Origin of the sequence: Bradyrhizobium sp. AZCC 2289 (assembly GCF_036924615.1) — a bacterium.
GTDB lineage: Bacteria > Pseudomonadota > Alphaproteobacteria > Rhizobiales > Xanthobacteraceae > Bradyrhizobium.
The window spans coordinates 7,626,373-7,645,208 of sequence record NZ_JAZHRY010000001.1 but is presented as its reverse complement, the minus strand read 5'-3'; the positions used below and the strand labels follow the sequence as shown (position 1 = coordinate 7,645,208).

Here is an 18,836-nt window from a genome sequence, read left to right as displayed (position 1 = left end):
AGTATGAATGCCAGTCATATCAGTCAATGGAATAGAGATCGCATACGACGACAGAGGTAACCGGGACAATCCGGCTATCCTGCTCATCATGGGCCTCGCCACGCAAATGATTGCCTGGCCGGAGGCGTTCTGCGACAGCCTCGCCGCCCATGGTCTCCGGGTTGTCCGCTTCGACAATCGCGATGTTGGGCTGTCGACCAAGTTCGAGGCTGCGCCGCCGGTCGACCTCGGCGCGGTCCTGCAGCGCGTGATGGCTGGCGAGAAAATCAATCCGCCTTACGACCTGACTGATATGGCCGGTGATACCATCGGCCTAATGGATCGCTTGGCGATCGAGAAAGCCCATGTCGTCGGAGCGTCTATGGGCGGCATGATCGCGCAGATCGTGGCGGCAAAACACCCCAATCGCGTAAGAAGTCTGGTTTCCATCATGTCGTCGAGCGGCGACCCCGGTCTGCCGCAGGCGAAGCCCAAAGCGATGACCGCGATCATGCTAGCCCGTCCGGATGGCAGCGACCGCGAGTTGGCAATTGAGCACGGCATGAGGATCTACAGTGCGATCGGCAGTCCGGGCTTTCCGACACCGGACGACGAATTACGAGCCAAGGTCGGCGCGGCCTTCGACCGATCCTACTATCCAGCAGGAGTAGGACGCCAGTTCGCAGCGATCGTGGCGAGCGGATCGCGCGTCGAGATGCTCCAGAAGCTTTCCGTTCCGACTCTCGTCCTTCACGGTGCTGACGATCCGCTCGTTCCCGTCGAAGCCGGCCGGCATACCGCAGCCCAAATTCCGGGTTCGACCCTAACGGTTATTCCCGGAATGGGCCATGACATTGCCACCGGCCTCATTCCCATTCTCGTCGAAGCGATCGCCACGCATTGCCGGGCGGCAGATGAACAATCGAACCCGGCAATCATCATGGAGAAGAGCAACTAGCCTTGAGTGCGCAGCCCGACTGGACACCGCGATTGAGGCTCATAAACGGATGGGAGGATACCATGGACAGGTTGTCAGCTCTCGATGCCAGCTTTCTGTACGGCGAAACACCGGAATCTCCAATGCATGTTGCCGGCCTGGCAATCTTCGATCCACCCCCCGCGGATAGCGACGTTTTCGCGGCGTTTCGTGACCATCTCAAGGCCCGGCTTCATCTCGTTCCTTTCTTCGAGCGTAAGCTGGCTTTGACGCCGATCCAGCTCGATCACCCGGTCTGGGTTCACGACGACAATCTTGATCTTGACTATCATTTCCGCCACGTTTCGTTGCCGAAGCCAGGAACACGCGGGCAACTCGAGACCCTGGTTGCGCGACTGCACATGATCCTGCTCGATCGCGCCCGACCCCTCTGGCAGTACTATGTGATTGAGGGTCTGGAGAGCGGTGGCTTCGCCATCTACATCAAGATGCACCACGCCGGTATCGACGGCGGCGCGGGCATGGCTGCGCTTCCCGTCATATTCGCTACCTCACCCGATCCCGAACCCGCACAACCGCCCTCCCCGACAGCCAAGGACAGCAGGACTCCCGAGCTCTTCGAGCTGATCAGCGATTCCTACGCGAAGTTTTTCACCCAGCAGCGGGAGTTCTACCAGTCTTGGCCCGATATCGGCAAAGCGATCGCGAAGGTGGGACAACGCGTTACGGAGGATCTGGCGAACCCACCTCGCTTGCTTCCGCTTGCACCGAAAACCCTTCTAAATGCGTCGCTGTCGAGCCAGCGATCATTTGGAACCTGCACCATCTCGCTTCGTGAAGTGAAGGCTGTAGCCAAGCTGACACAGTCGAAGGTGAACGACGTCGTCATGACGATCAGTGCGGGCGCACTGCGCCGTTATCTGGAAACCAGGAGCGCACTTCCCGATGGGCCGCTGATCGCAGCGGTACCGGTTTCGCTGCGAAAGGCCGGCAACGCCGATATGAACAACCAGGTTACGGCGATGCTGTGCAATCTCGCTACCGACATTGCCGATCCGATACGCCGCCTGGAGGCGATCGTCGCCTCATCGACCGATTCCAAGAAGCGGCTCGAGGACATTCGCGACGTCATTCCGACCGATATGACCTGGCTGGGCGCGCCAATCATCATCACCGGCATGGCACGGTTGATGGGAGAAGCCAAGCTTGCCGAGCGACTGCCGGCCATCGTGAACCTCCTGATTTCGAACGTGCCGGGGCCGAGAGAAACGCTCTATTGCGCAGGCGCGAGCATGATCAACTACTTCCCGGTCTCGATTCCATCGAACGGCAGCGTCCTCAATATCACCGTCCAAAGCTATTTGGATAATCTCGATTTCGGGTTGATCGCCTGCCGAACCGCCGTTCCCGACATCGAAAAGCTGGTGGATTTCTTGGCAGATGAATTTGAACGCTTGAAAATCGCAGCGAGCAGAGAAGGGCCAAAGGTGAAAAAGATCGAAATAAAGGAAGCGAAGGCCGCACAGCGGTCGGCCTGAGTCGCGGTGGCCGGCCGTTCCCCGATCGGACGACGCGTTATCGCTTGCGCGACGATCCACGTGGGGTCGAAAATAGAACAATCACAAGGGAGGAAGCCATGGCTGATAGCGTTTATAAACTTATCGAATTGGTCGGCACCAGCACCGAGTCCTGGGAAAAGGCGGCACGCGTTGCTGTAGAACGGGCTTCGCAAAGTCTGCGAGATCTTCGCGTGGCCGAAGTTGTCGAACTCGACATGCAAATCACAGATGGCAAGGTCGAGGCCTACCGGGCGAAGGTCAGGGTTTCTTTCAAATACGAAGGCCAGCAGTAGTTTTCGACGCTGCAAACGTTGCCTCCGGCCGGTTCTAGTCGTGAGGCCATCGATTTGCGGATGATGATCGCGGCATTCACGTGCAACGGCGATGAGTGAGCGGACGAATGAAAAAGAAAGATGTTCTCAAGCAGTATACGACACCGATTGGTGCGCCGGCGTTCGTGCAGGGTCCACATCGGTTCAAGCGGCGGGAATACCTTAACATCACCTACCGGACCGACCGCGAGGCGCTCGAAAACCTGGTACCGGAACCACTCGAAATCGATCAGCCGCTGGTTCGGTTCGAAGTAATGAAAATGCCCGACACGACCGGGTATGGCGCCTACGTCGAATGCGGCCAGGCCGCAGTTGTGCGCATGGGCCAGGAGCAAGGCGAATTTCTGTTGGCAATGTATCTAGATAATCTTCCGGCGATCGCCGCAGGCCGAGAACTCAGCGCTTTTCCCAAGAAGTTGGGGTCGGCAAAGCTCTTCGTCGATTCCGATACACTAGTAGGCACCCTGGATTATGGCGTCCTTAGGGTTGCCACCGCCACGATGGGATACAAGCACAAACCACTCGATCTCGAAAAAGCACAGCAGGAAGTCGGCGTTCCGACATTCATGCTCAAGATCTTGCCGGGTTACTCCGGACGGCCGCGCATCTGCGAACTGGTACGCACCCAGATCACCAATGTGACGGTCAAGGGTGCCTGGATCGGGCCCGCCCGACTGCAGTTGTTCGAGCATGCGCTGGCGCCGTTTGCCGATTTGCCTGTGCGCGAGATCATCTCCGCCAGCCACATTCTCACTGACCTGACGTTGTCACCGGCGACACTGATTTACGATTATCTTGCCGAGCCGGCCGACGCCCCCGGCGAAGCAAAATGAAGTGAGCATGCCATGAACGAGACCGCTTCTTCGGATGTTCTGGAGCGCTACTCAACAGTTGCCGTCATCGGCGCGGGCGTAATCGGGGCGTCGTGGACCGCGGTTTTTCTTGCACACGGTCTTACGGTAATTGTCAACGATCCGCGCGATGACGTTGAAGCGGTCGTGAATGATTACATTCGCAAAGCCTCTCCGACGCTCAAGGCTTTAGGCCTGTCTACCGAAGATCTGACGAGGAAATTGCGTTTCGAGGCCGACCTTGATCGCGCTGTCGCCAGCGCTGATCTCGTGCAGGAGAATGGTCCGGAACGGGTGGAATTCAAGCAGGACTTGTGGGCCCGCATCGAGCAACACGTTCCCGCACACGCGCTGCTGCTCTCCTCCAGTTCGGCAAAGACCGCGACCGAACAATCCGTCAAGATGAAGGACCCCTGCCGCCTTCTGATCGGGCATCCGTTTAACCCTCCGCATCTGATTCCGCTGGTGGAGGTCGTTCCGGGCGAACTGACTGAACCTGACGCTGTTGCGGATGCCGTCGCGTTCTATAAGGCAGTAGGCAAGGTCCCGCGCGTTCTCCGCAAGGAAATTCAGGGCTTCGTCGCCAACCGTTTGCAGCGGGCGATCTTCCGTGAGTGCTGCCATCTCGTGCTGGAGGGAGTGGTTACGGTAGATGAACTCGACGATATCGTGACCAGCTCGATAGGCCTGCGCTGGGCGGCTGACGGGCCTTTCCGTTCGTTTCATCTTGGCGGCGGGCCCGGCGGTTTCGTCTCGTTTTTCAGGCAATTTGCCCCCGGAATGGAAGCGGCGTGGAAAAGCCAGGCTGCAGTGACGCTGGACGAGAAATCACAGAAGACCATTATCGATCAGGCGCAAGCGTCATTCGCCGCGACACCGCCAGAGCAGCTCGAAGGCGAGCGCGACGCCAAACAGTTAGCAATCCTCACGGCTCTTGCTGCGGTCAAGGCAGCCGAATGAGCGTCTGAAGGTCTTCTCAAGTTTTTTGGATTGGGAGCACGCGAATGGCGCAACTGATGTTCAAAGGCCTGAAGGTTCTCGATTGCAGCAGTTTCATCGCCGCGCCGGCGGCAGCGACAATTCTTTCGGATTTCGGCGCCGACGTGATCAAGATTGAACCGCCGGGCGCGGGTGATCCGTATCGGGCCGTTCCATCTCTGCCGACGATGCCACAAGCCAAGGAGAACTATGCGTGGATGCTTGCATCGCGCAACAAGCGCGGGCTTGCTCTCAACCTCGCGAAGCCGTCCGCGCAGCAAGTCGTGCGACGCCTGGTCGTCCAAGCCGACGTTTTCATAACCAACTTTCCGGCCGTGGTCCGCAAGAAGCTCGGCCTGAGATATGAGGACCTTGCGCCTCTCAACGACCGGCTGATCTATGCTTCCTTCACCGGGTATGGCGAGTACGGTGAGGAAGCCTCCAAGCCAGGCTTTGATATCACCGCATGGTGGGCGAGATCAGGCCTCATGGACGGAGTGCGCACCGAGGCCACGGCGCCCCCGGCGCGATCGCTGACTGGTATGGGCGATCATCCATCCGGAATCTCGCTTTATGCAGGCATCGTCATGGGCCTGTATCAGCGTCAGCTCACGGGCATGGGCGCGCACGTCGGAACGTCGCTGCTCGCTAATGGGGTCTGGTGCAATGGCGTCATGGCGCAGGCTGCCTTGTGTGGCGCCCGATTCATTGATCGTCCTCCGCGCGAGCGGGCGCTAAACGCTTTCACCAACTATTATCAATGCCGAGACAAGCGTTGGCTGATCCTCACGATTCTCAATGAGGAGCGACAATGGCCGGTCTTCATCAAATGCCTCGGACGGGACGACCTGCAGAACGACCGACAGTTTGCAACGAGCCGCGATCGAATGAAGAACGCAGTGGAACTGACCACGGTACTCGATAAGACGTTTGCGACCAAAGACCGATCAGAATGGCGGGAAATTCTCGCCGCGGGTGGAATCGTGTTCGACGTCGTCGCTTCGGCGCAAGACATTCCGAATGACAGCCAGATTTTGGCCAACGACATCCTGGTCCCGTTCGACAACGACGGCGTGCTGACGGTCACAAGTCCGATTTGCGTTGAAGGTCAGAACAAGGTGAAGCCTCGCCGTCCACCGGCAGTCGGCCAGCACAGCGACGAGGTGTTGCGCGAAGCCGGATATGACGCGGCCATGATCGAACAACTTCGCGCAGACGGAGCGGTCGCATGAAGATCCGCGGCTCGAGCGACAAAGAATTGGAGACGAATCGACGTGTCAGAAATGGACGCTTACTCAGTATTCACCTATCCGACTAAAGCGCAAAATGTGAGTCAGCACAAAGAGTCGAGACACGCCTTCGCGGTCTTCAGGTCCGCGGTTTCAAAGCCCTTGCTGAAGCGAGCGTACACCGCTTGCAGAAGGTTGCGTGCCTCGGCGATTCGACCTTGATCCTTCTGCAAGCGTGCAAGGCTTGTGGATGTTCGCAGCTCCCATGACCGGGCGCCCTGCCGCCTTGCCCAATCGAGCGATTGCAAAAAGTGCTGCTCGGCCGCCGTCGCGGCTTGCGGCGCACCCTCCCGCAGGATGAGTTCGCCCTTGATGCGCAGGAGCTCGGCGACGCACCAGCGCTCCTCGTCGCGCTCGGATCGTGCGAGCGTCTCGTCGATGATCGAGAGCCCCTCAGCAGCTTTACCGTGGCGACCGAGCGCGTCGGCAATCTCCGCGAGAAATAGAGTGTAAAGGAGGCTAAGCGAGTCCTGAGGGACGCGGGCGAAAGCGGTGCGGAGAAGCTCCAGCCCGGCGCCAACATCGCCGCGCTTGACCAGCAACACGCCTCCAAAACATCGGCCCACGAGGTTCCACAGCTCCAGCGCGTGCCTGGCGGAACGATCCATCAGCGCTTTTACGTAGCGCTCCGCCAAGGTCAGATCGCCGACGAGAAACGCGACGGGGCAGGCCCAGCTTAGGGCACTGGACAGCGACACCGGGTGATCGCTGGCGCGAGCGGCGACTAAATTGCATTCGACGCCAAGTATGGCCTGGTCGGCAAATCCCTGCAGCCCGAGTATCAGGGAGTGATACGAACGCGCCAACAACCGCTGATCATACTGAAACCTGACGATGTCCGACCTCCTGGTGACATAGCGATCCAGCATGCGCTCGATGCGCCGCCGCGCTCCTTCCAGGTCACCCAGGGCAAGCAGCGCCACGCCGACCAGACGGTCGCCGACTGGCCCATCGGCTGGATCGGTCGATTTCGCCGCACAGGTGCAAAATCTCTCGGCCACCGCCAGGGCCGCCCGATAGCGGCGGCTCGTGATGTGCTCGATAAACAAGCCCCAAAGCGCTCGCAGGCGATAATCCGCATCGTCGAGGCTTTCCGCGATCTCAAAGGCGCCTGTCCAGGCCACTATTGTCTCTGGGCAGGAGCCCTTGGTCAGAAACAGCGCCGCGCCAAGCGCCGCATATAATTGCATATTGCGACGTGCGTCTCGGCTCTCGGCGGGACTCGAAAGGGCCCGCTCGACGCGACTTCGACATTCCTCCATCAGCGACAAATGCACCCACAGCGGCACAGCGGCCGCGGTCAGCGCTACGCCGATCTCGACGGCGCCAGTTGGCGAGAAGCCCCAATCCAAAGCCGCGCGCACCTGTCCGATCTGACGGCCGTAGCGCGCCAGCCACGCCGGCGCGGGCAACGTCTCCAGCTCTGTCTCGGCGCTTTCAAAGAGATCCCGGTAATACTTGGCATGGCGTCTTGCCACCTGTTCGAACTCGCCGCCTTCAGCGAGCTTCTCGAGGGCGTAGGCGCGCGTCGTCTCGTGCAGCCGATAGTGCGCAATTACACTTCCGACCTCTACCATCACGAGAGACTTGGTGACGAGGTTGGCCAGCGAGCACACCGCTTCCGATGCGGCGACCTCGCCATCCGCCGCCACAGAACTCGCCGCCTCTGCCGTAAAGTCGCCGGCGAAAACGGCCAGGCGCCGCATCACCAGCCGCTCGAACTCGGGCAGCAGCTCATAGCTCCAGTCCAGCGTTGCACGCAGTGTCTGGTGCCGCGGCAGAGCTGTTCGGCGGCCGCCGATTAGCATACCCAAGCGGTTATCCAGGCCCGCGGCGACCTGCTGAAGCCCAAGAGTCGCGACGCGAGCTGCTGCCAAATCGATGGCCAGCGGGATGCCATCAAGGCGCCGACAGATTGCAGCAATCGCGGTGAGGTTTTCACCGTCCGGCGTGAATTCCGAGTACAGCGCCCTCGTCGTGGCAATGAAAAGCTGCACTGCGCTATGACCAGGTATATTGCCGGGTTCCTCATACTGCGAGGGCACATCCAATGGGGGAACGCGGTAAACATGCTCACCCTCGATCTTGAGGATCTCCCGGCTCGTTGCAAGAATGGTCGTTCGTGGACACATGCGCACGATCGTTTCCGCCAACCTGGCTGCCGCGTCGATCACGTGTTCGCAATTATCGAGAACAAGCAGAAGTTTCCGTGCTCCGATGGCCCGAGCGACGGACTCGGCGAAAATCTCGTCGCCCCCCAACTTCAGGCCAAGGACCCCTGCCACGGCGGTCGGCACCAGACCAGGATCCGACAGCGACACCAGCTCGACAAGTCGAACATCACTTTGAAAGCTCGGAAACAAGCCACGAGCCACCTCCAATGCCAGCCTGGTTTTCCCTATTCCCCCCGGTCCGGTCAGCGTGACCACCCGGTAGGCGGACAGCAGCGCGCGCAGATCCTGAACGGCGATAGTTCGGCCGACCAGTTCGGATGCTGCCGCAGGCAGATTGGTCTGAAATGGCTCGGCGGGGCTTTGCATCGGTTCGAGATCAATCGAGTCTGCGGATGATGTATCCTCTTGCCGGGATGTCCACGCTCCGAGTAGGCGATAGCCACGCCCGGACGCCGTCTTCAGCATTTCGCGATCCCGGCCGAACGCCTTGCGAATCGCGGATATATGAAACTGAAGCGTATTGTCTTCCACGATCGCGCCCGGCCATACGCGAGCCGAGAGGTCGTTCTTGGTGACAAGCTCACCTGCCGACTGAACCAGAACCTCGATAATTTCGAACGCGCGTCCCCCGATCGGAACGGGCACTCCACACGCTCGTAGTTCGCGTCGAGCGAGATCGACCTCCCACTCGCCCAACTCATACACCAGTCGTCTGTCTTGTGCGCGCACTCGCGGCCCCTGTTCAGGATATCTCACGTTTCATCAGAATTTAGCGGCGCGCAAGTCAAGAGAGCCGGTTCCTGGTCGGCCGACAACCGTTGCTGCGTCTTGCGTGAGGTCGCCGACCGTTTTCCGGGCACGGCCGCTCACTTTCTCAGAAATACTCAGAACTGCTTCAAGGAATTGCTCCGCGCCGCCGGGATAGAACATCGCCATGGCATGGCATACGGCCTGAATGTCTTCCATTTGGTGACATTCCTTCACCCGACCCGGAGAGTCTTCCCAAACAGGAAGAGTTGAGAGCGCGTAAAGCAGACGGAGACTCGAATGATCAACCCTGCTCGGAAGCCCTCGCATCTCAATCGTCGAGGAGCTCTTCAGACCGTCGGCACGACCGCCCGCGTCCTCGCGGTGCCCGTTCTTCCTGTTAGGAGAATTCGATGTCCACCCTACATCAACGCACCTTATCACGTCGCGGCTTCTGCCTCTGTTGCATGGGCGCAGCCTCGTTCGCTGCCACGGGCGGCTGGCTGACCCCCTCGCAAGCCTACGCCGAGGCACGCAATATCGTGGATCTGATCCGCGATGACGCCGCGAAGGCGCCCATTAAGGTCCATAGGCTGCGCGGCAACGTCAACATCCTCGAGGGCTCTGGCGGCAATATCGCCGTCTTAACCGGTGCCGATGGCAAGGTATTCATCGATGCCGGAATCACCGTATCCCGTCCGCGAATCCTGGAGGCCGCCAACGACCTGAGCCGCGATCCAATCAGACATCTGATCAACACCCACTGGCATTTCGATCACGCGGACGGCAATGAATGGCTGAATGCAGAAGGGGCAGCCATTATCGCCCATGAGAACACTCACAAGCATCTCTTGGCCGCCCAGAGGGTCGAGGACTGGGATTTCAATTTCCCTTCGTCGCCGCTAGCGGCAATTCCGACCGAAATTTTCCCCTCAGAGAAGACTCTGATCCTGAATGGCTCCACGCTTGCCCTCAAATATTACGGTCCCGCGCATACAGACAGCGATATATCCATCACCATCCCCGAAGCGGATATCCTTCACACTGGCGATACGTACTGGAATGGCATCTATCCGTTCATCGATTACTCGACCGGCGGAAACATCAAAGGGATGATCAAAGCTGCCGAGGCAAATGTCGCTGCCGCGACCGACAGAACAATCGTGATCCCCGGTCATGGCAGCCCGGTGAGCAACAGGGCAGAGCTTTCGGCCTATCGCGACATGCTTCTTGCGATCCACGACAACATCTCAAAGCTCAAGCAGCAGGGCCGGTCTCCCGACGAGACGATCGCCGCCAGGCCGACCGCTGCGTACGACGCGAAGTGGGGTCAATTCGTCATAAGCCCGGCGTTCTTCACGCGACTGGTTTACCAAGGCGTCTGACGCCGTTGGCTCAGATGTTCAACCGCCAATGCGAATTGCGTCCTCCAGGGCACAAAGAGCGTCGGTTTTAGAAAGGAACCTTGACATGTCTGCTTCAGAAAAACTGCTTCACATCGATATCCCGGTGAAGCTGTCGAACGTGAAGACAGTGTTTAGTATTGGCGCCTTGGCGTTCGAGGGAGATCTGCCCGCTTCGATTTTCCATCTTCAGCTTATCGAGAACGACATCACCGACTGGAACGCCGTGTCGGAGGTTATCGCCGTCTTTCACACGAACGCCGGCCACGCGACCTTGAACGACAGCTCCTACAACGCCGATCGGAACATAGCGACTGGCAATCCCTACAAGGAGCTTATCACTGACCTCATGAAGCGCGGGGTACGCATTGAGTTGTGCGGCGCGACCGCGAAGGTTCACAACTGGGGGAACGTAGATCTGCTTCCCGACATCAAGGTCAACAAGGATGCAATGGCGAGAACGACTCAGCTCGTTCAGGAAGGGTTCGTGAAAATCACGGAGTGAAGCCCAGGCCAAGCGCTGAATACAATCTAATCAAGAAGAGTTGAGAGCGCGTAAAGCAGACGGAGTCGCGAATGATCAATCCCGCACAGAAGCCCTCGCATCTTAACCGCCGAGAGGCTCTTCAGACCGTCGCACTCGCGACAGCTGTCGCTGCCGGTGGCTTATCGGCGTCGGCAGCACCGGCGGCGCAGACCATCAATGCATCTGCCCCTAGCACAAGTGGTTTCTGGCCAAATCGCGCGCGGTTGGCGGTCAGTCTGTCGCTGATGTTCGAGGGTGGCGGACAGCCGATCTCCGGCGCAGGCGGCGTGATCCCCGATCCGATCGAGAAGGGAGTCCCGGACCTGCCGACCAACGCCTTTTTCGCCTACGGCCATTATGAGGGTATCCCCCGCGCGCTCGACCTCATGGACAAGCACGGGATCAAACTCAGCTCGTTCATGATCGGCAAAGCGGTCGAAACCTCCCCGGATCTCGCTCAGGAGATCGTACGACGAGGTCATGAGGCAGCCGCTCACGGCCGGGTTTGGGACAATTCCTATCAGCTTCCACGCGACCAGGAAAAGCGCTTCATCGCCGATAGCGTCGAGACGATCCTTAGGATTACCGGTCAGAATCCTGTCGGGTGGAACGCCTATTGGATGCGTAACTCGATCCACATTCTAGAGACGCTGCAGGAACTCGGTTTTCTCTATCACATCGACGAGCCCAGCCACGACGAACCATTTATCATCCCGGTGCGCGGACGGGACTTCGTGACCGTGCCCTATACCTTCCACTTGAACGACATCGTCTCCTTTCCATTCGTTGGCTGGAACGCTGCCGCCTTTGAACAAGCGCTACGCGACGAGTTCGACCAGCTTTACGAAGAGGGGGCGCATCGGCGGCGCATGATGGTGGTCAGCCTGCACGATCGCATCTCCGGCCACGCCGGCAGGATTCGAGCCCTTGACCGCTTCCTCACCTATGCGAAGGGCGAGGAGGATGTCTGGTTCGCGCGGAAGGACGAAATCGCCCGCTACGTGCTGGCCAATCGCGCCGGCACGCCGATTGTCGATCGGGGTCCGCCGAGCGCAACCGGCCTCCCCGGGCCGACAGGCTGACGCAAGGAGGTTTGCCGATGTCACATGAGCTGAAGTGTGCCCGCGCGAAGCAAGCCCGGCATCCGTCCGATCGGCATTTCAGGAGCGGAAGCACGCCGAACAAGCGCCTGCGCGGCGTCGGGCTTGTTGCCGCATTGACGCTTTCGCTGTCAGCGCCGGCCTTTGCCGCCGACAGCGTCCAGATCAATGATCTCGTCATCGCCGCGCCGATGCCTGATGCGCAACGCGAGGCGACCATGAAGGCAATCCGCGCATTCTACGATTTCTGGAACACCGGCGACGAGGCCCTGCTGAATCAAGCCATCGCCTCCAACTTCACCGATCACACGCTGCCGCCGGGCCGACCGCAAGGGCCGGAAGGACCCGCCTTTGCCTCGCGCCGCTTCCGCGCCGCCGTGCCCGACCTCAAAGTCACGGTAGAGAAGATGATCGTCGCCGGCGACTACGTCACCGTGCATATGAACTTCACCGGCCATTTCACAGGCAGGTTCGGGCAGACGCAGGGCAAGGGCCAGCCGATCCCTTTCATCGCCACCGACCTCGTCAAGATCCAGAACGGCTGCATCACAGACAATTGGCACATCGAAGACAATCTGACGCTGCTGCAAGAAATGGGCATCGCCAAAGTCGACTAGTGACCGCGAACAGTTGCGGCCGCGCAAGGGAGACGATCACATGACCGACGGCAACCACATCTTTTCCGGTCTGAAAGTGCTTGATCTCGCGAGCTTCATCGCCGGCCCAGCCGCCACGACAATTCTCGCTGACTTCGGTGCTGATGTCGTCAAGGTCGAGCCGCCCGGAACGGGCGATCCCTACCGTTTCTTCTCCGCGACGCCGCCAAATCCGGTCAGCAATTTCAACTACGCCTGGCAGCTGACCAACCGGAACAAGCGAAGCATCGCACTCGATCTGAAGTCGGGCGGCGCGAAGGAAGTGCTGCTGCGCCTCGTGCGCTGGGCGGATGTCGTTGTCGTCAACTTCCCGCCGCGCGTGAAGGCTTCCCTCGGCGTGACTTACGAGGCGCTTGCGCCACTGAATCCACGGCTCATCTACGCCGATGTCACAGGCTACGGCGCTGAAGGCCCCGAAGCCGACACACCGGGTTTCGATGTCACGGCGTTTTGGGCGCGCACGGGCCTGATGCAAGTGACGCATGATGCCGGCAGTCCTCCAACACTGCCGATTCCAGGGATCGGCGACCATGCCACCGCAACCACGCTGTACGCTGCAATTGTCACGGCGCTTTACGCACGCGCAAGCAGCGGCAAAGGCAGCCACGTCTCAACCTCGCTGATCGCCAACGGGATTTGGGCGGCCGGGACCTGGGTCGAAGGCGGACTCAATGGCGGGCACTTCTTTCCCCAGCATAATCGCAAGTCGCCTCCGAATGCCCTGCTCAACCCGTACCAGACATCCGACAATCGCTGGATTCTGCTGGTTGCGGCCCAGCGCAAGGACTGGCCCGGCTTCGCCAAGGCGATCGGGATGCCCCAGCTCATTGAAGATCCTCGCTTCTCCGAGGAGCACGGGCGCGCAGCAAACGCAGCACAGCTCGTCGACATCCTCGACCCGCTGTTCGCGAGCCAGACACTCGCTCGTTGGAAGGATGTGCTCACCGCTGGCCGCGTCATCTTTGGCGTTGTGCAAGTCGCCACCGAGATCATCAACGATCCTCAGTTGGCAGCGAACGAGATTGTGGTTCCCCTCGACATGCCCGGGAAAGGGGCAACGCGCACCGTCAGCAGCCCGATGCAGATCGCCGGATTTTCAAAGATCAAGCCGACGGTGGCGCCGCAGCTCGGCGAGCATGGCACAGGGATACTCAAAGATTTGGGGTTCGACGATGCGGAGGTCGCCCGATTGCACGACGCCGGCGCGGTCTCACGCTTCGGAACTTGACGGTGAAAATGTTGGCTACCTCGAAATTCGATCCGCGGCTACGTCGCTTCCCTGGAGAATCCCATGACCGAAGAAGAAGTCCGGGCGTCCGCTTATGCGATGCCGTTGACGAGCCCGGCATACCCGAAGCCGCCATTCCGATTCGTCGATCGGGAATTCATCATCATTAGCTACCGCACCGATCCCAAGGCGCTGGCGCGCGTCGTTCCGGCCCCACTCAGGCCCGCCGAGCCGATTGTCAAATACGAATTCATCAAGATGCCCGATTCCAGCGGGCTTGGCTCCTACACGGAGTCCGGACAGGTCATTCCGGTAACCTTCAAAGGAGAGCCCGGTGGATTTACGCACGCTATGTATCTGGACAGTGAAGCCGGCATCGCCTCCGGGCGCGAACTGCTCGGCTTTCCCAAGGTGCTCGCCCAGCCGAAGCTCGAAGTGCGGAATGACGCGTTGGTCGGGACACTCGACTACAACGGCGTGCGGGTCGCGACCGCGACCATGGCCTACAAATACGAGACGTTAGATTTGGCTGCCGTCAAGGCGTCCCTGGAAATGCCAGGCTTCCTGCTGAAAATCATGCCGCACATCGACGGCTCCGCACGGATCTGCGAACTCATCAAATACCACCCATCGGATGTCACGGTGAAGGGCGCCTGGAAGGGTCCCGCCTCTATTGAGCTGCATCCGCACTGTTTCGCGCCCGTCGCCAAGCTGCCTGTGCTCGAAATTCTCTCGGCGACGCATCTCCTGACGGACCTCACATTAACCGGCGGCGAGGTCGTCCACGATTACCTCGCCGCCGGCAAAACATCACCGACGCGGTGAATTGCATCGCTGCCGAGCCCCTCAAACAAGGATGATGTCATGGCGATCCCTCAACCAATAACGAAGACTCAGTCAAAGCCACTTCCCGAAGCCAACGGCGACTTCTACCTGGTCGCCAAGACGCTTAATAACGAGGACAACGAGATCAGATTGAAGGTCCGCGCATTCATGGAAACGGAGGTGCAGCCGATCATCAACGATTTCTGGGAACGTGACGAATTCCCGTTCGATCTCGTGCCGAAGGTCGCTGCGCTCGGAATCGCGGGCCTTCCCTACCAGGGATACGGATGCCCCGGACGCAGCACGACCTTAATGGGTTTTGTCATGATGGAGATGGCGAGGGTCGACGCATCGATCTCTACCTTTTTTGGCGTTCATACCGGCCTCGCCATGGGCTCCATCTACCTCTGCGGGTCGGAGGCCCAGAAGCAAAAATGGCTTCCCGAGATGGCGGCGCTAAGCAAGATCGGTTGCTTTGGTCTGACCGAGCCCGAAGTGGGTTCGGGCGCGTCCGGCGGACTTCTCACCACCGCAACGCGAGACGGCGACACCTGGATCCTGAACGGCCAAAAGAAGTGGATCGGCAACGCGACCTGGGCAGACCTGACAATCATCTGGGCGCGCGACCTCGGCGATGACCAGGTCAAAGGTTTCATCGTTGAGAACAGGTCGCCCGGATTTCACGTCGAGAAGATCCAGCACAAGATGGCGCTTCGTGTCGTGCAGAACGGACTCATTACGCTGACAGATTGCAAAGTCGACGAGTCAAACCGGCTTGCGAACGCCAATTCGTTCGCGGACACGGCACGGGTGCTGCGTATGACCCGCGCCGGCGTTGCATGGGAATCGGTCGGCTGCGCCACCGGCGCTTACGAGCATGCGCTTCGCTACGCCCAAACGCGGCTTCAGTTCGGTCGTCCGATCGGGAGATTCCAGCTGGTCCAGGACCTGTTATTCAAGATGCTCGGCAACATCACCTCGACCCAAGCCCTGTGCCTGCGGCTCTCGCAGCTTCAGGATCAGAACCTCATGTGCGACGAACACGCTTCCCTCGCGAAAGGTGTGTGCACGATCCGCATGCGTGAGACCGTCGGCTGGGCCCGCGAACTTCTCGGCGCCAACGGCATTTTGCTCGACCGGCACGTTGGCCGCTTCGTTGCCGATGCAGAGGCGCTCTACTCGTATGAAGGGACCCGAGAGATGAACGCCTTGATCGTCGGCAAAGCGATCACCGGATTCAGCGCCTTCGTCTGACCCAATCTGAGGAGGCTTTCCCATGACCAAAACGATCAAACGAGTAGCCGTGATTGGCACCGGCGTAATCGGTGCCAGTTGGGCCGCGCTGTTTCTTGCCAAGGGTCTGGAGGTCGTCGCCACAGACATTTCCCCGAACGCGAAAAAGGCGCTCGATGACTTCATCGCCGCGGCGTGGCCGGCGCTCGAACGGTTGGGCCTTGCACCGCATGCATCGCTCTCAAACCTTCGGTTCACCGACAACCTGGAGGCGGCCGTAGCGGACAGCGATCTCGTTCAGGAGAATGGCCCAGAGCGGATCGACTTCAAGCAGGACCTGTATCGACGCCTCGATGGACTGCTGGCGCGGGACGTCATCATCGCGTCCAGCTCGTCGGGCCTCACCATGAGCGCAATTCAGTCGGCGTGCCCGGATCATGCCGAAAGATGCGTCATCGGTCATCCGTTCAACCCACCTCACCTTATCCCCCTTGTCGAAATTGTCGGAGGGAACAAGACGTCTGAGGAGACGGTCCATCGCGTGACCGAGTTCTATCGGGCCTTGGGGAAGCGGACGATCCGCCTTCACAAAGAGGTCCCCGGCCACGTCGCCAATCGCCTGCAGGCGGCGTTGTATCGCGAAGTCGTGCATCTCATTTCGGAAGGCGTCGTGAGCGTCGGCGACGCCGATACCGCCGTTTCGTGGGGTCCCGGACTCCGCTGGGGAGCGATGGGGCCAAGCCTTCTCAACCATCTGGGCGGCGGCCAGGGTGGCATCGAACATTTCTTCGAGCAATTCACCGGCCCAATGACCGCGTGGTGGCATGTGCTGGGTTCTCCCGAGCTTACGGCCGAAGTGCGCGCGAGGATAATCAAAGGGGTTCACGAGGAAACCCAATCCCGATCGGTGCGCGATATCGCTGCGTACCGGGACGACGTTCTGCTTGGTCTGCTCTCGCTACGGCACGCAGAGGTTTGACGTTGTCGTCGGCATCAACCGGCGAACGGTTCAAAACGTGTCAAGGGCGCGAGCGGGACGGACGAGTTCAGGCACCCTGACGTGAACGGGCTCAAGGAGATCATCGCAATGACTGCCACATGAACCCATCAATAATTCCTGCCCTCGCGGCACTCGCGGGAGCCGTCACCGGCGGGCTTACATCCGTCCTCACGTCGTGGTTGAGTCACCACGCTCAGGCGAGGACCCAGTGGCTCGCGCAAGACAAGCTCCTCCGACCAGAACTCTACAAGGAATTCATCGAGGCGGCTTCGAAATGCAATGTCGACGCGCTCCAGCACGACGAGCCGGACATACCGGCACTAGTCGAGCTTTACGTAAAGGTGGGCAGGATGCATATCCTGTCCACGCCAAAGGTCGTCGAAAGTGCCGAGTTAGTCGCACGAAGGGTCGTCGATACGTATCTGGCGCCGAACAAGACCTTCCTTGAGCTGCGGGAGATGACGATTAACGGATCAATCGATCTTCTCCGCGAATTCGGTGAGGCGTGTCGCGCAGAATTCGAGTCGCTTGGCAGTTAGTTCTGAAACTGGAGAAAGCGTGCGATGCTTTGGCGGACCAAGGTATTCGTCAGCGTCGCGCTCAATCTCGAACGACCAGGAATCGAAAATGTCTCAACCGGAACACTTTGAAATGCTCGTCCTCGGCAGTGGCGAAGGCGGCAAATATCTGGCTTGGCACATGGCGAAGTCAGGGCACCGCGCTGCCGTCGTCGAACGCAAGTTGATCGGCGGTTCCTGCCCGAACACCAACTGCCTGCCCAGCAAGAACGAGATTTGGAGTGCGAAAGTTGCCGATCTCGTTCACCACGCTGATCGCTTTGGGATCGTGACGGGCTCCGTCGCCATCGACATGAAGCGAGTGCTGGCGCGCAAGCGCGACATGGTCGACGGCCTGATCGCCATGCACCTCGAACGCTACAAAGCCAGTGGTGCCGAGTTGATCATGGGTACAGGCCGCTTCGTTGCGCCGAAAACCATCGAGGTTAAATTGACCGATGGCGGTACCCGCGTGCTGACCGGCGATCGCGTTGTTCTCAATCTCGGGACGCATGCGACGATCCCGGATATTCCAGGCCTCGCGGCGGCCGCGCCGCTCACCAATGTCGAGACGCTCGAGCTCGATCGACTGCCCGACCACCTGATCGTGCTTGGCGGCGGCTATGTCGGCCTGGAGCTGGCACAAGCCTATCGCCGCTTCGGCAGCCGCGTCAGCATCGTGGAGGCGGGACCACAGCTCGCCGGCCGGGAAGATTCCGATGTTGCGGTCGCGATCCTTGAGATGCTGCGCGACGAAGGCATCGTGGTGCATCTCGGTGTCAAGGTTCTCCGTGTGCAGGGCCGGTCCGGGGAAGCCGTCAGCCTCCAGATCCGCACGGCAAGCGATCAAGCCATCGAAGGCAGCGATCTCCTGGTGGCGGCCGGACGCAGCCCCAATACGGACGGGATCGGGCTCGACCTGGCCGGTGTCGCGCTCGACGCCCGGGGATATGTCGCGGTCAACGACCGGCTCGAGACGAGCGCTCCTGATGTCTGGGCGATCGGCGAGGCCGCCGGCAGCCCACAGTTCACCCACGTCTCGTTCGACGATTTCCGTATCATCTCCGCCAATCTGAGCGGCGGGAATCGCGCCAAGCGTGATCGGCTCGTGCCGTACTGCATGTTCACCGACCCGCCGCTCGCGCGCGTTGGCTTGAGCGAAGGCGAAGCCCAGCGCCAGGGCATCGCCGTTCGCGTGGCGAAGCTGCCGATCGCCGCCGTGTTGCGATCGCGGACGATATCGGAGACCCGCGGCTTCATGAAAGCACTGGTCGAGGCGGGTGGCGATCACATTCTCGGTTTCACCATGATCGGCGCCGATGCCGGTGAAGTCATGACCGTGGTTCAGGCCGCAATGTTGGCGGGCATGCCATTCACCGGCTTGCGCGATGCGATTATCGCACACCCGACAATGGCGGAGGGCCTCGGCGCGCTCTTCTCCAATGTGCCGGCACGATAGGGT

At 60.0% G+C, this 18,836-nt stretch carries 18 protein-coding genes; 16 read left to right on the top strand and 2 right to left on the bottom strand.

All coding sequences use genetic code 11. The features are described from left to right. Positions 1 to 7: 7 nt before the first annotated feature. The 6 genes from V1289_RS36190 (at position 8) to V1289_RS36165 (ending at position 5,868) form a co-directional block, all read left to right on the top strand. Positions 8 to 937, top strand: coding sequence for an alpha/beta fold hydrolase (locus V1289_RS36190; RefSeq protein WP_334403395.1), 930 nt, complete (start codon positions 8 to 10; stop codon positions 935 to 937). Between the two features lie 2 nt (positions 938 to 939). Continuing rightward, on the top strand, positions 940 to 2,454 hold the full coding sequence (locus V1289_RS36185) for a WS/DGAT/MGAT family O-acyltransferase (RefSeq protein WP_334403393.1): 1,515 nt from the start codon (positions 940 to 942) through the stop codon (positions 2,452 to 2,454). Between the two features lie 98 nt (positions 2,455 to 2,552). Then, positions 2,553 to 2,768 carry a dodecin family protein gene (locus V1289_RS36180; protein ID WP_309183225.1) on the top strand — a complete coding sequence of 72 codons (216 nt, stop codon included), beginning with the start codon at positions 2,553 to 2,555 and terminating at the stop codon, positions 2,766 to 2,768. Between the two features lie 107 nt (positions 2,769 to 2,875). Further along, a complete protein-coding gene (locus V1289_RS36175; RefSeq protein ID WP_334403391.1) occupies positions 2,876 to 3,640 on the top strand; it encodes an acetoacetate decarboxylase in 765 nt (254 codons plus the stop codon). Positions 3,641 to 3,652: 12 nt separating this feature from the next. Beyond that, positions 3,653 to 4,618 carry a 3-hydroxyacyl-CoA dehydrogenase NAD-binding domain-containing protein gene (locus V1289_RS36170; RefSeq protein WP_334403390.1) on the top strand — a complete coding sequence of 322 codons (966 nt, stop codon included), beginning with the start codon at positions 3,653 to 3,655 and terminating at the stop codon, positions 4,616 to 4,618. Positions 4,619 to 4,662: 44 nt separating this feature from the next. Beyond that, entirely contained in the window at positions 4,663 to 5,868 is a 1,206-nt protein-coding gene (locus V1289_RS36165; RefSeq protein WP_334403389.1) for a CaiB/BaiF CoA transferase family protein, read from the top strand. 101 nt (positions 5,869 to 5,969) lie between these two features. Here V1289_RS36165 and V1289_RS36160 read toward each other — a convergent pair whose 3' ends face one another. Both V1289_RS36160 and V1289_RS36155 read right to left on the bottom strand, forming a co-directional pair. Next, the gene (locus V1289_RS36160; RefSeq protein WP_334403388.1) at positions 5,970 to 8,744 is read right to left on the bottom strand and encodes a winged helix-turn-helix domain-containing protein; all 2,775 of its coding nucleotides are present in this window, start codon (positions 8,742 to 8,744) and stop codon (positions 5,970 to 5,972) included. A gap of 117 nt (positions 8,745 to 8,861) precedes the next feature. Then, the gene (locus tag V1289_RS36155; RefSeq protein ID WP_334403387.1) at positions 8,862 to 9,065 is read right to left on the bottom strand and encodes a hypothetical protein; all 204 of its coding nucleotides are present in this window, start codon (positions 9,063 to 9,065) and stop codon (positions 8,862 to 8,864) included. A 194-nt stretch (positions 9,066 to 9,259) separates the two neighbouring features. Here V1289_RS36155 and V1289_RS36150 point away from each other — a divergent pair, with 194 nt between their 5' ends. The 10 genes from V1289_RS36150 (at position 9,260) to V1289_RS36105 (ending at position 18,833) form a co-directional block, all read left to right on the top strand. Continuing rightward, positions 9,260 to 10,231 carry an MBL fold metallo-hydrolase gene (locus tag V1289_RS36150; RefSeq protein ID WP_334403386.1) on the top strand — a complete coding sequence of 324 codons (972 nt, stop codon included), beginning with the start codon at positions 9,260 to 9,262 and terminating at the stop codon, positions 10,229 to 10,231. Between the two features lie 85 nt (positions 10,232 to 10,316). Further along, on the top strand, positions 10,317 to 10,754 hold the full coding sequence (locus V1289_RS36145; RefSeq protein WP_334403385.1) for a DsrE family protein: 438 nt from the start codon (positions 10,317 to 10,319) through the stop codon (positions 10,752 to 10,754). Positions 10,755 to 10,825: 71 nt separating this feature from the next. Beyond that, entirely contained in the window at positions 10,826 to 11,857 is a 1,032-nt protein-coding gene (locus tag V1289_RS36140) for a polysaccharide deacetylase family protein (protein ID WP_334403383.1), read from the top strand. Positions 11,858 to 11,874: 17 nt separating this feature from the next. Next, positions 11,875 to 12,492, top strand: coding sequence for an ester cyclase (locus V1289_RS36135; protein WP_334403381.1), 618 nt, complete (start codon positions 11,875 to 11,877; stop codon positions 12,490 to 12,492). 40 nt (positions 12,493 to 12,532) lie between these two features. Beyond that, a complete protein-coding gene (locus V1289_RS36130; RefSeq protein WP_334403379.1) occupies positions 12,533 to 13,759 on the top strand; it encodes a CaiB/BaiF CoA transferase family protein in 1,227 nt (408 codons plus the stop codon). Positions 13,760 to 13,822: 63 nt separating this feature from the next. Then, a complete protein-coding gene (locus V1289_RS36125; protein ID WP_334403377.1) occupies positions 13,823 to 14,584 on the top strand; it encodes an acetoacetate decarboxylase in 762 nt (253 codons plus the stop codon). Positions 14,585 to 14,623: 39 nt separating this feature from the next. Continuing rightward, the gene (locus V1289_RS36120) at positions 14,624 to 15,838 is read left to right on the top strand and encodes an acyl-CoA dehydrogenase family protein (RefSeq protein ID WP_334403375.1); all 1,215 of its coding nucleotides are present in this window, start codon (positions 14,624 to 14,626) and stop codon (positions 15,836 to 15,838) included. 22 nt (positions 15,839 to 15,860) lie between these two features. Continuing rightward, positions 15,861 to 16,796 (top strand): 3-hydroxyacyl-CoA dehydrogenase NAD-binding domain-containing protein, encoded by a 936-nt coding sequence (locus tag V1289_RS36115; RefSeq protein WP_334403373.1) that lies wholly within the window; start codon positions 15,861 to 15,863, stop codon positions 16,794 to 16,796. 119 nt (positions 16,797 to 16,915) lie between these two features. After that, a complete protein-coding gene (locus V1289_RS36110) occupies positions 16,916 to 17,356 on the top strand; it encodes a hypothetical protein (protein ID WP_334403372.1) in 441 nt (146 codons plus the stop codon). A gap of 88 nt (positions 17,357 to 17,444) precedes the next feature. Continuing rightward, the gene (locus tag V1289_RS36105) at positions 17,445 to 18,833 is read left to right on the top strand and encodes an FAD-dependent oxidoreductase (RefSeq protein ID WP_334403371.1); all 1,389 of its coding nucleotides are present in this window, start codon (positions 17,445 to 17,447) and stop codon (positions 18,831 to 18,833) included. The last annotated feature ends 3 nt before the right edge of the window (positions 18,834 to 18,836 follow it).

Bases quoted from the DNA above. Each gene is read 5' to 3' on its own strand.
- V1289_RS36120 (WP_334403375.1), top strand. From the start codon at position 14,624: ATGGCGATCCCTCAACCAATAACGAAGACTCAGTCAAAGCCACTTCCC.
- V1289_RS36135 (WP_334403381.1), top strand. From the start codon at position 11,875: ATGTCACATGAGCTGAAGTGTGCCCGCGCGAAGCAAGCCCGGCATCCG.
- V1289_RS36155 (WP_334403387.1), bottom strand. From the start codon at position 9,065: ATGGAAGACATTCAGGCCGTATGCCATGCCATGGCGATGTTCTATCCC.
- V1289_RS36165 (WP_334403389.1), top strand. From the start codon at position 4,663: ATGGCGCAACTGATGTTCAAAGGCCTGAAGGTTCTCGATTGCAGCAGT.
- V1289_RS36150 (WP_334403386.1), top strand. From the start codon at position 9,260: ATGTCCACCCTACATCAACGCACCTTATCACGTCGCGGCTTCTGCCTC.
- V1289_RS36105 (WP_334403371.1), top strand. From the start codon at position 17,445: ATGTCTCAACCGGAACACTTTGAAATGCTCGTCCTCGGCAGTGGCGAA.
- V1289_RS36170 (WP_334403390.1), top strand. From the start codon at position 3,653: ATGAACGAGACCGCTTCTTCGGATGTTCTGGAGCGCTACTCAACAGTT.
- V1289_RS36130 (WP_334403379.1), top strand. From the start codon at position 12,533: ATGACCGACGGCAACCACATCTTTTCCGGTCTGAAAGTGCTTGATCTC.
- V1289_RS36115 (WP_334403373.1), top strand. From the start codon at position 15,861: ATGACCAAAACGATCAAACGAGTAGCCGTGATTGGCACCGGCGTAATC.
- V1289_RS36180 (WP_309183225.1), top strand. From the start codon at position 2,553: ATGGCTGATAGCGTTTATAAACTTATCGAATTGGTCGGCACCAGCACC.
- V1289_RS36175 (WP_334403391.1), top strand. From the start codon at position 2,876: ATGAAAAAGAAAGATGTTCTCAAGCAGTATACGACACCGATTGGTGCG.
- V1289_RS36140 (WP_334403383.1), top strand. From the start codon at position 10,826: ATGATCAATCCCGCACAGAAGCCCTCGCATCTTAACCGCCGAGAGGCT.
- V1289_RS36145 (WP_334403385.1), top strand. From the start codon at position 10,317: ATGTCTGCTTCAGAAAAACTGCTTCACATCGATATCCCGGTGAAGCTG.
- V1289_RS36125 (WP_334403377.1), top strand. From the start codon at position 13,823: ATGACCGAAGAAGAAGTCCGGGCGTCCGCTTATGCGATGCCGTTGACG.
- V1289_RS36110 (WP_334403372.1), top strand. From the start codon at position 16,916: ATGAACCCATCAATAATTCCTGCCCTCGCGGCACTCGCGGGAGCCGTC.
- V1289_RS36190 (WP_334403395.1), top strand. From the start codon at position 8: ATGCCAGTCATATCAGTCAATGGAATAGAGATCGCATACGACGACAGA.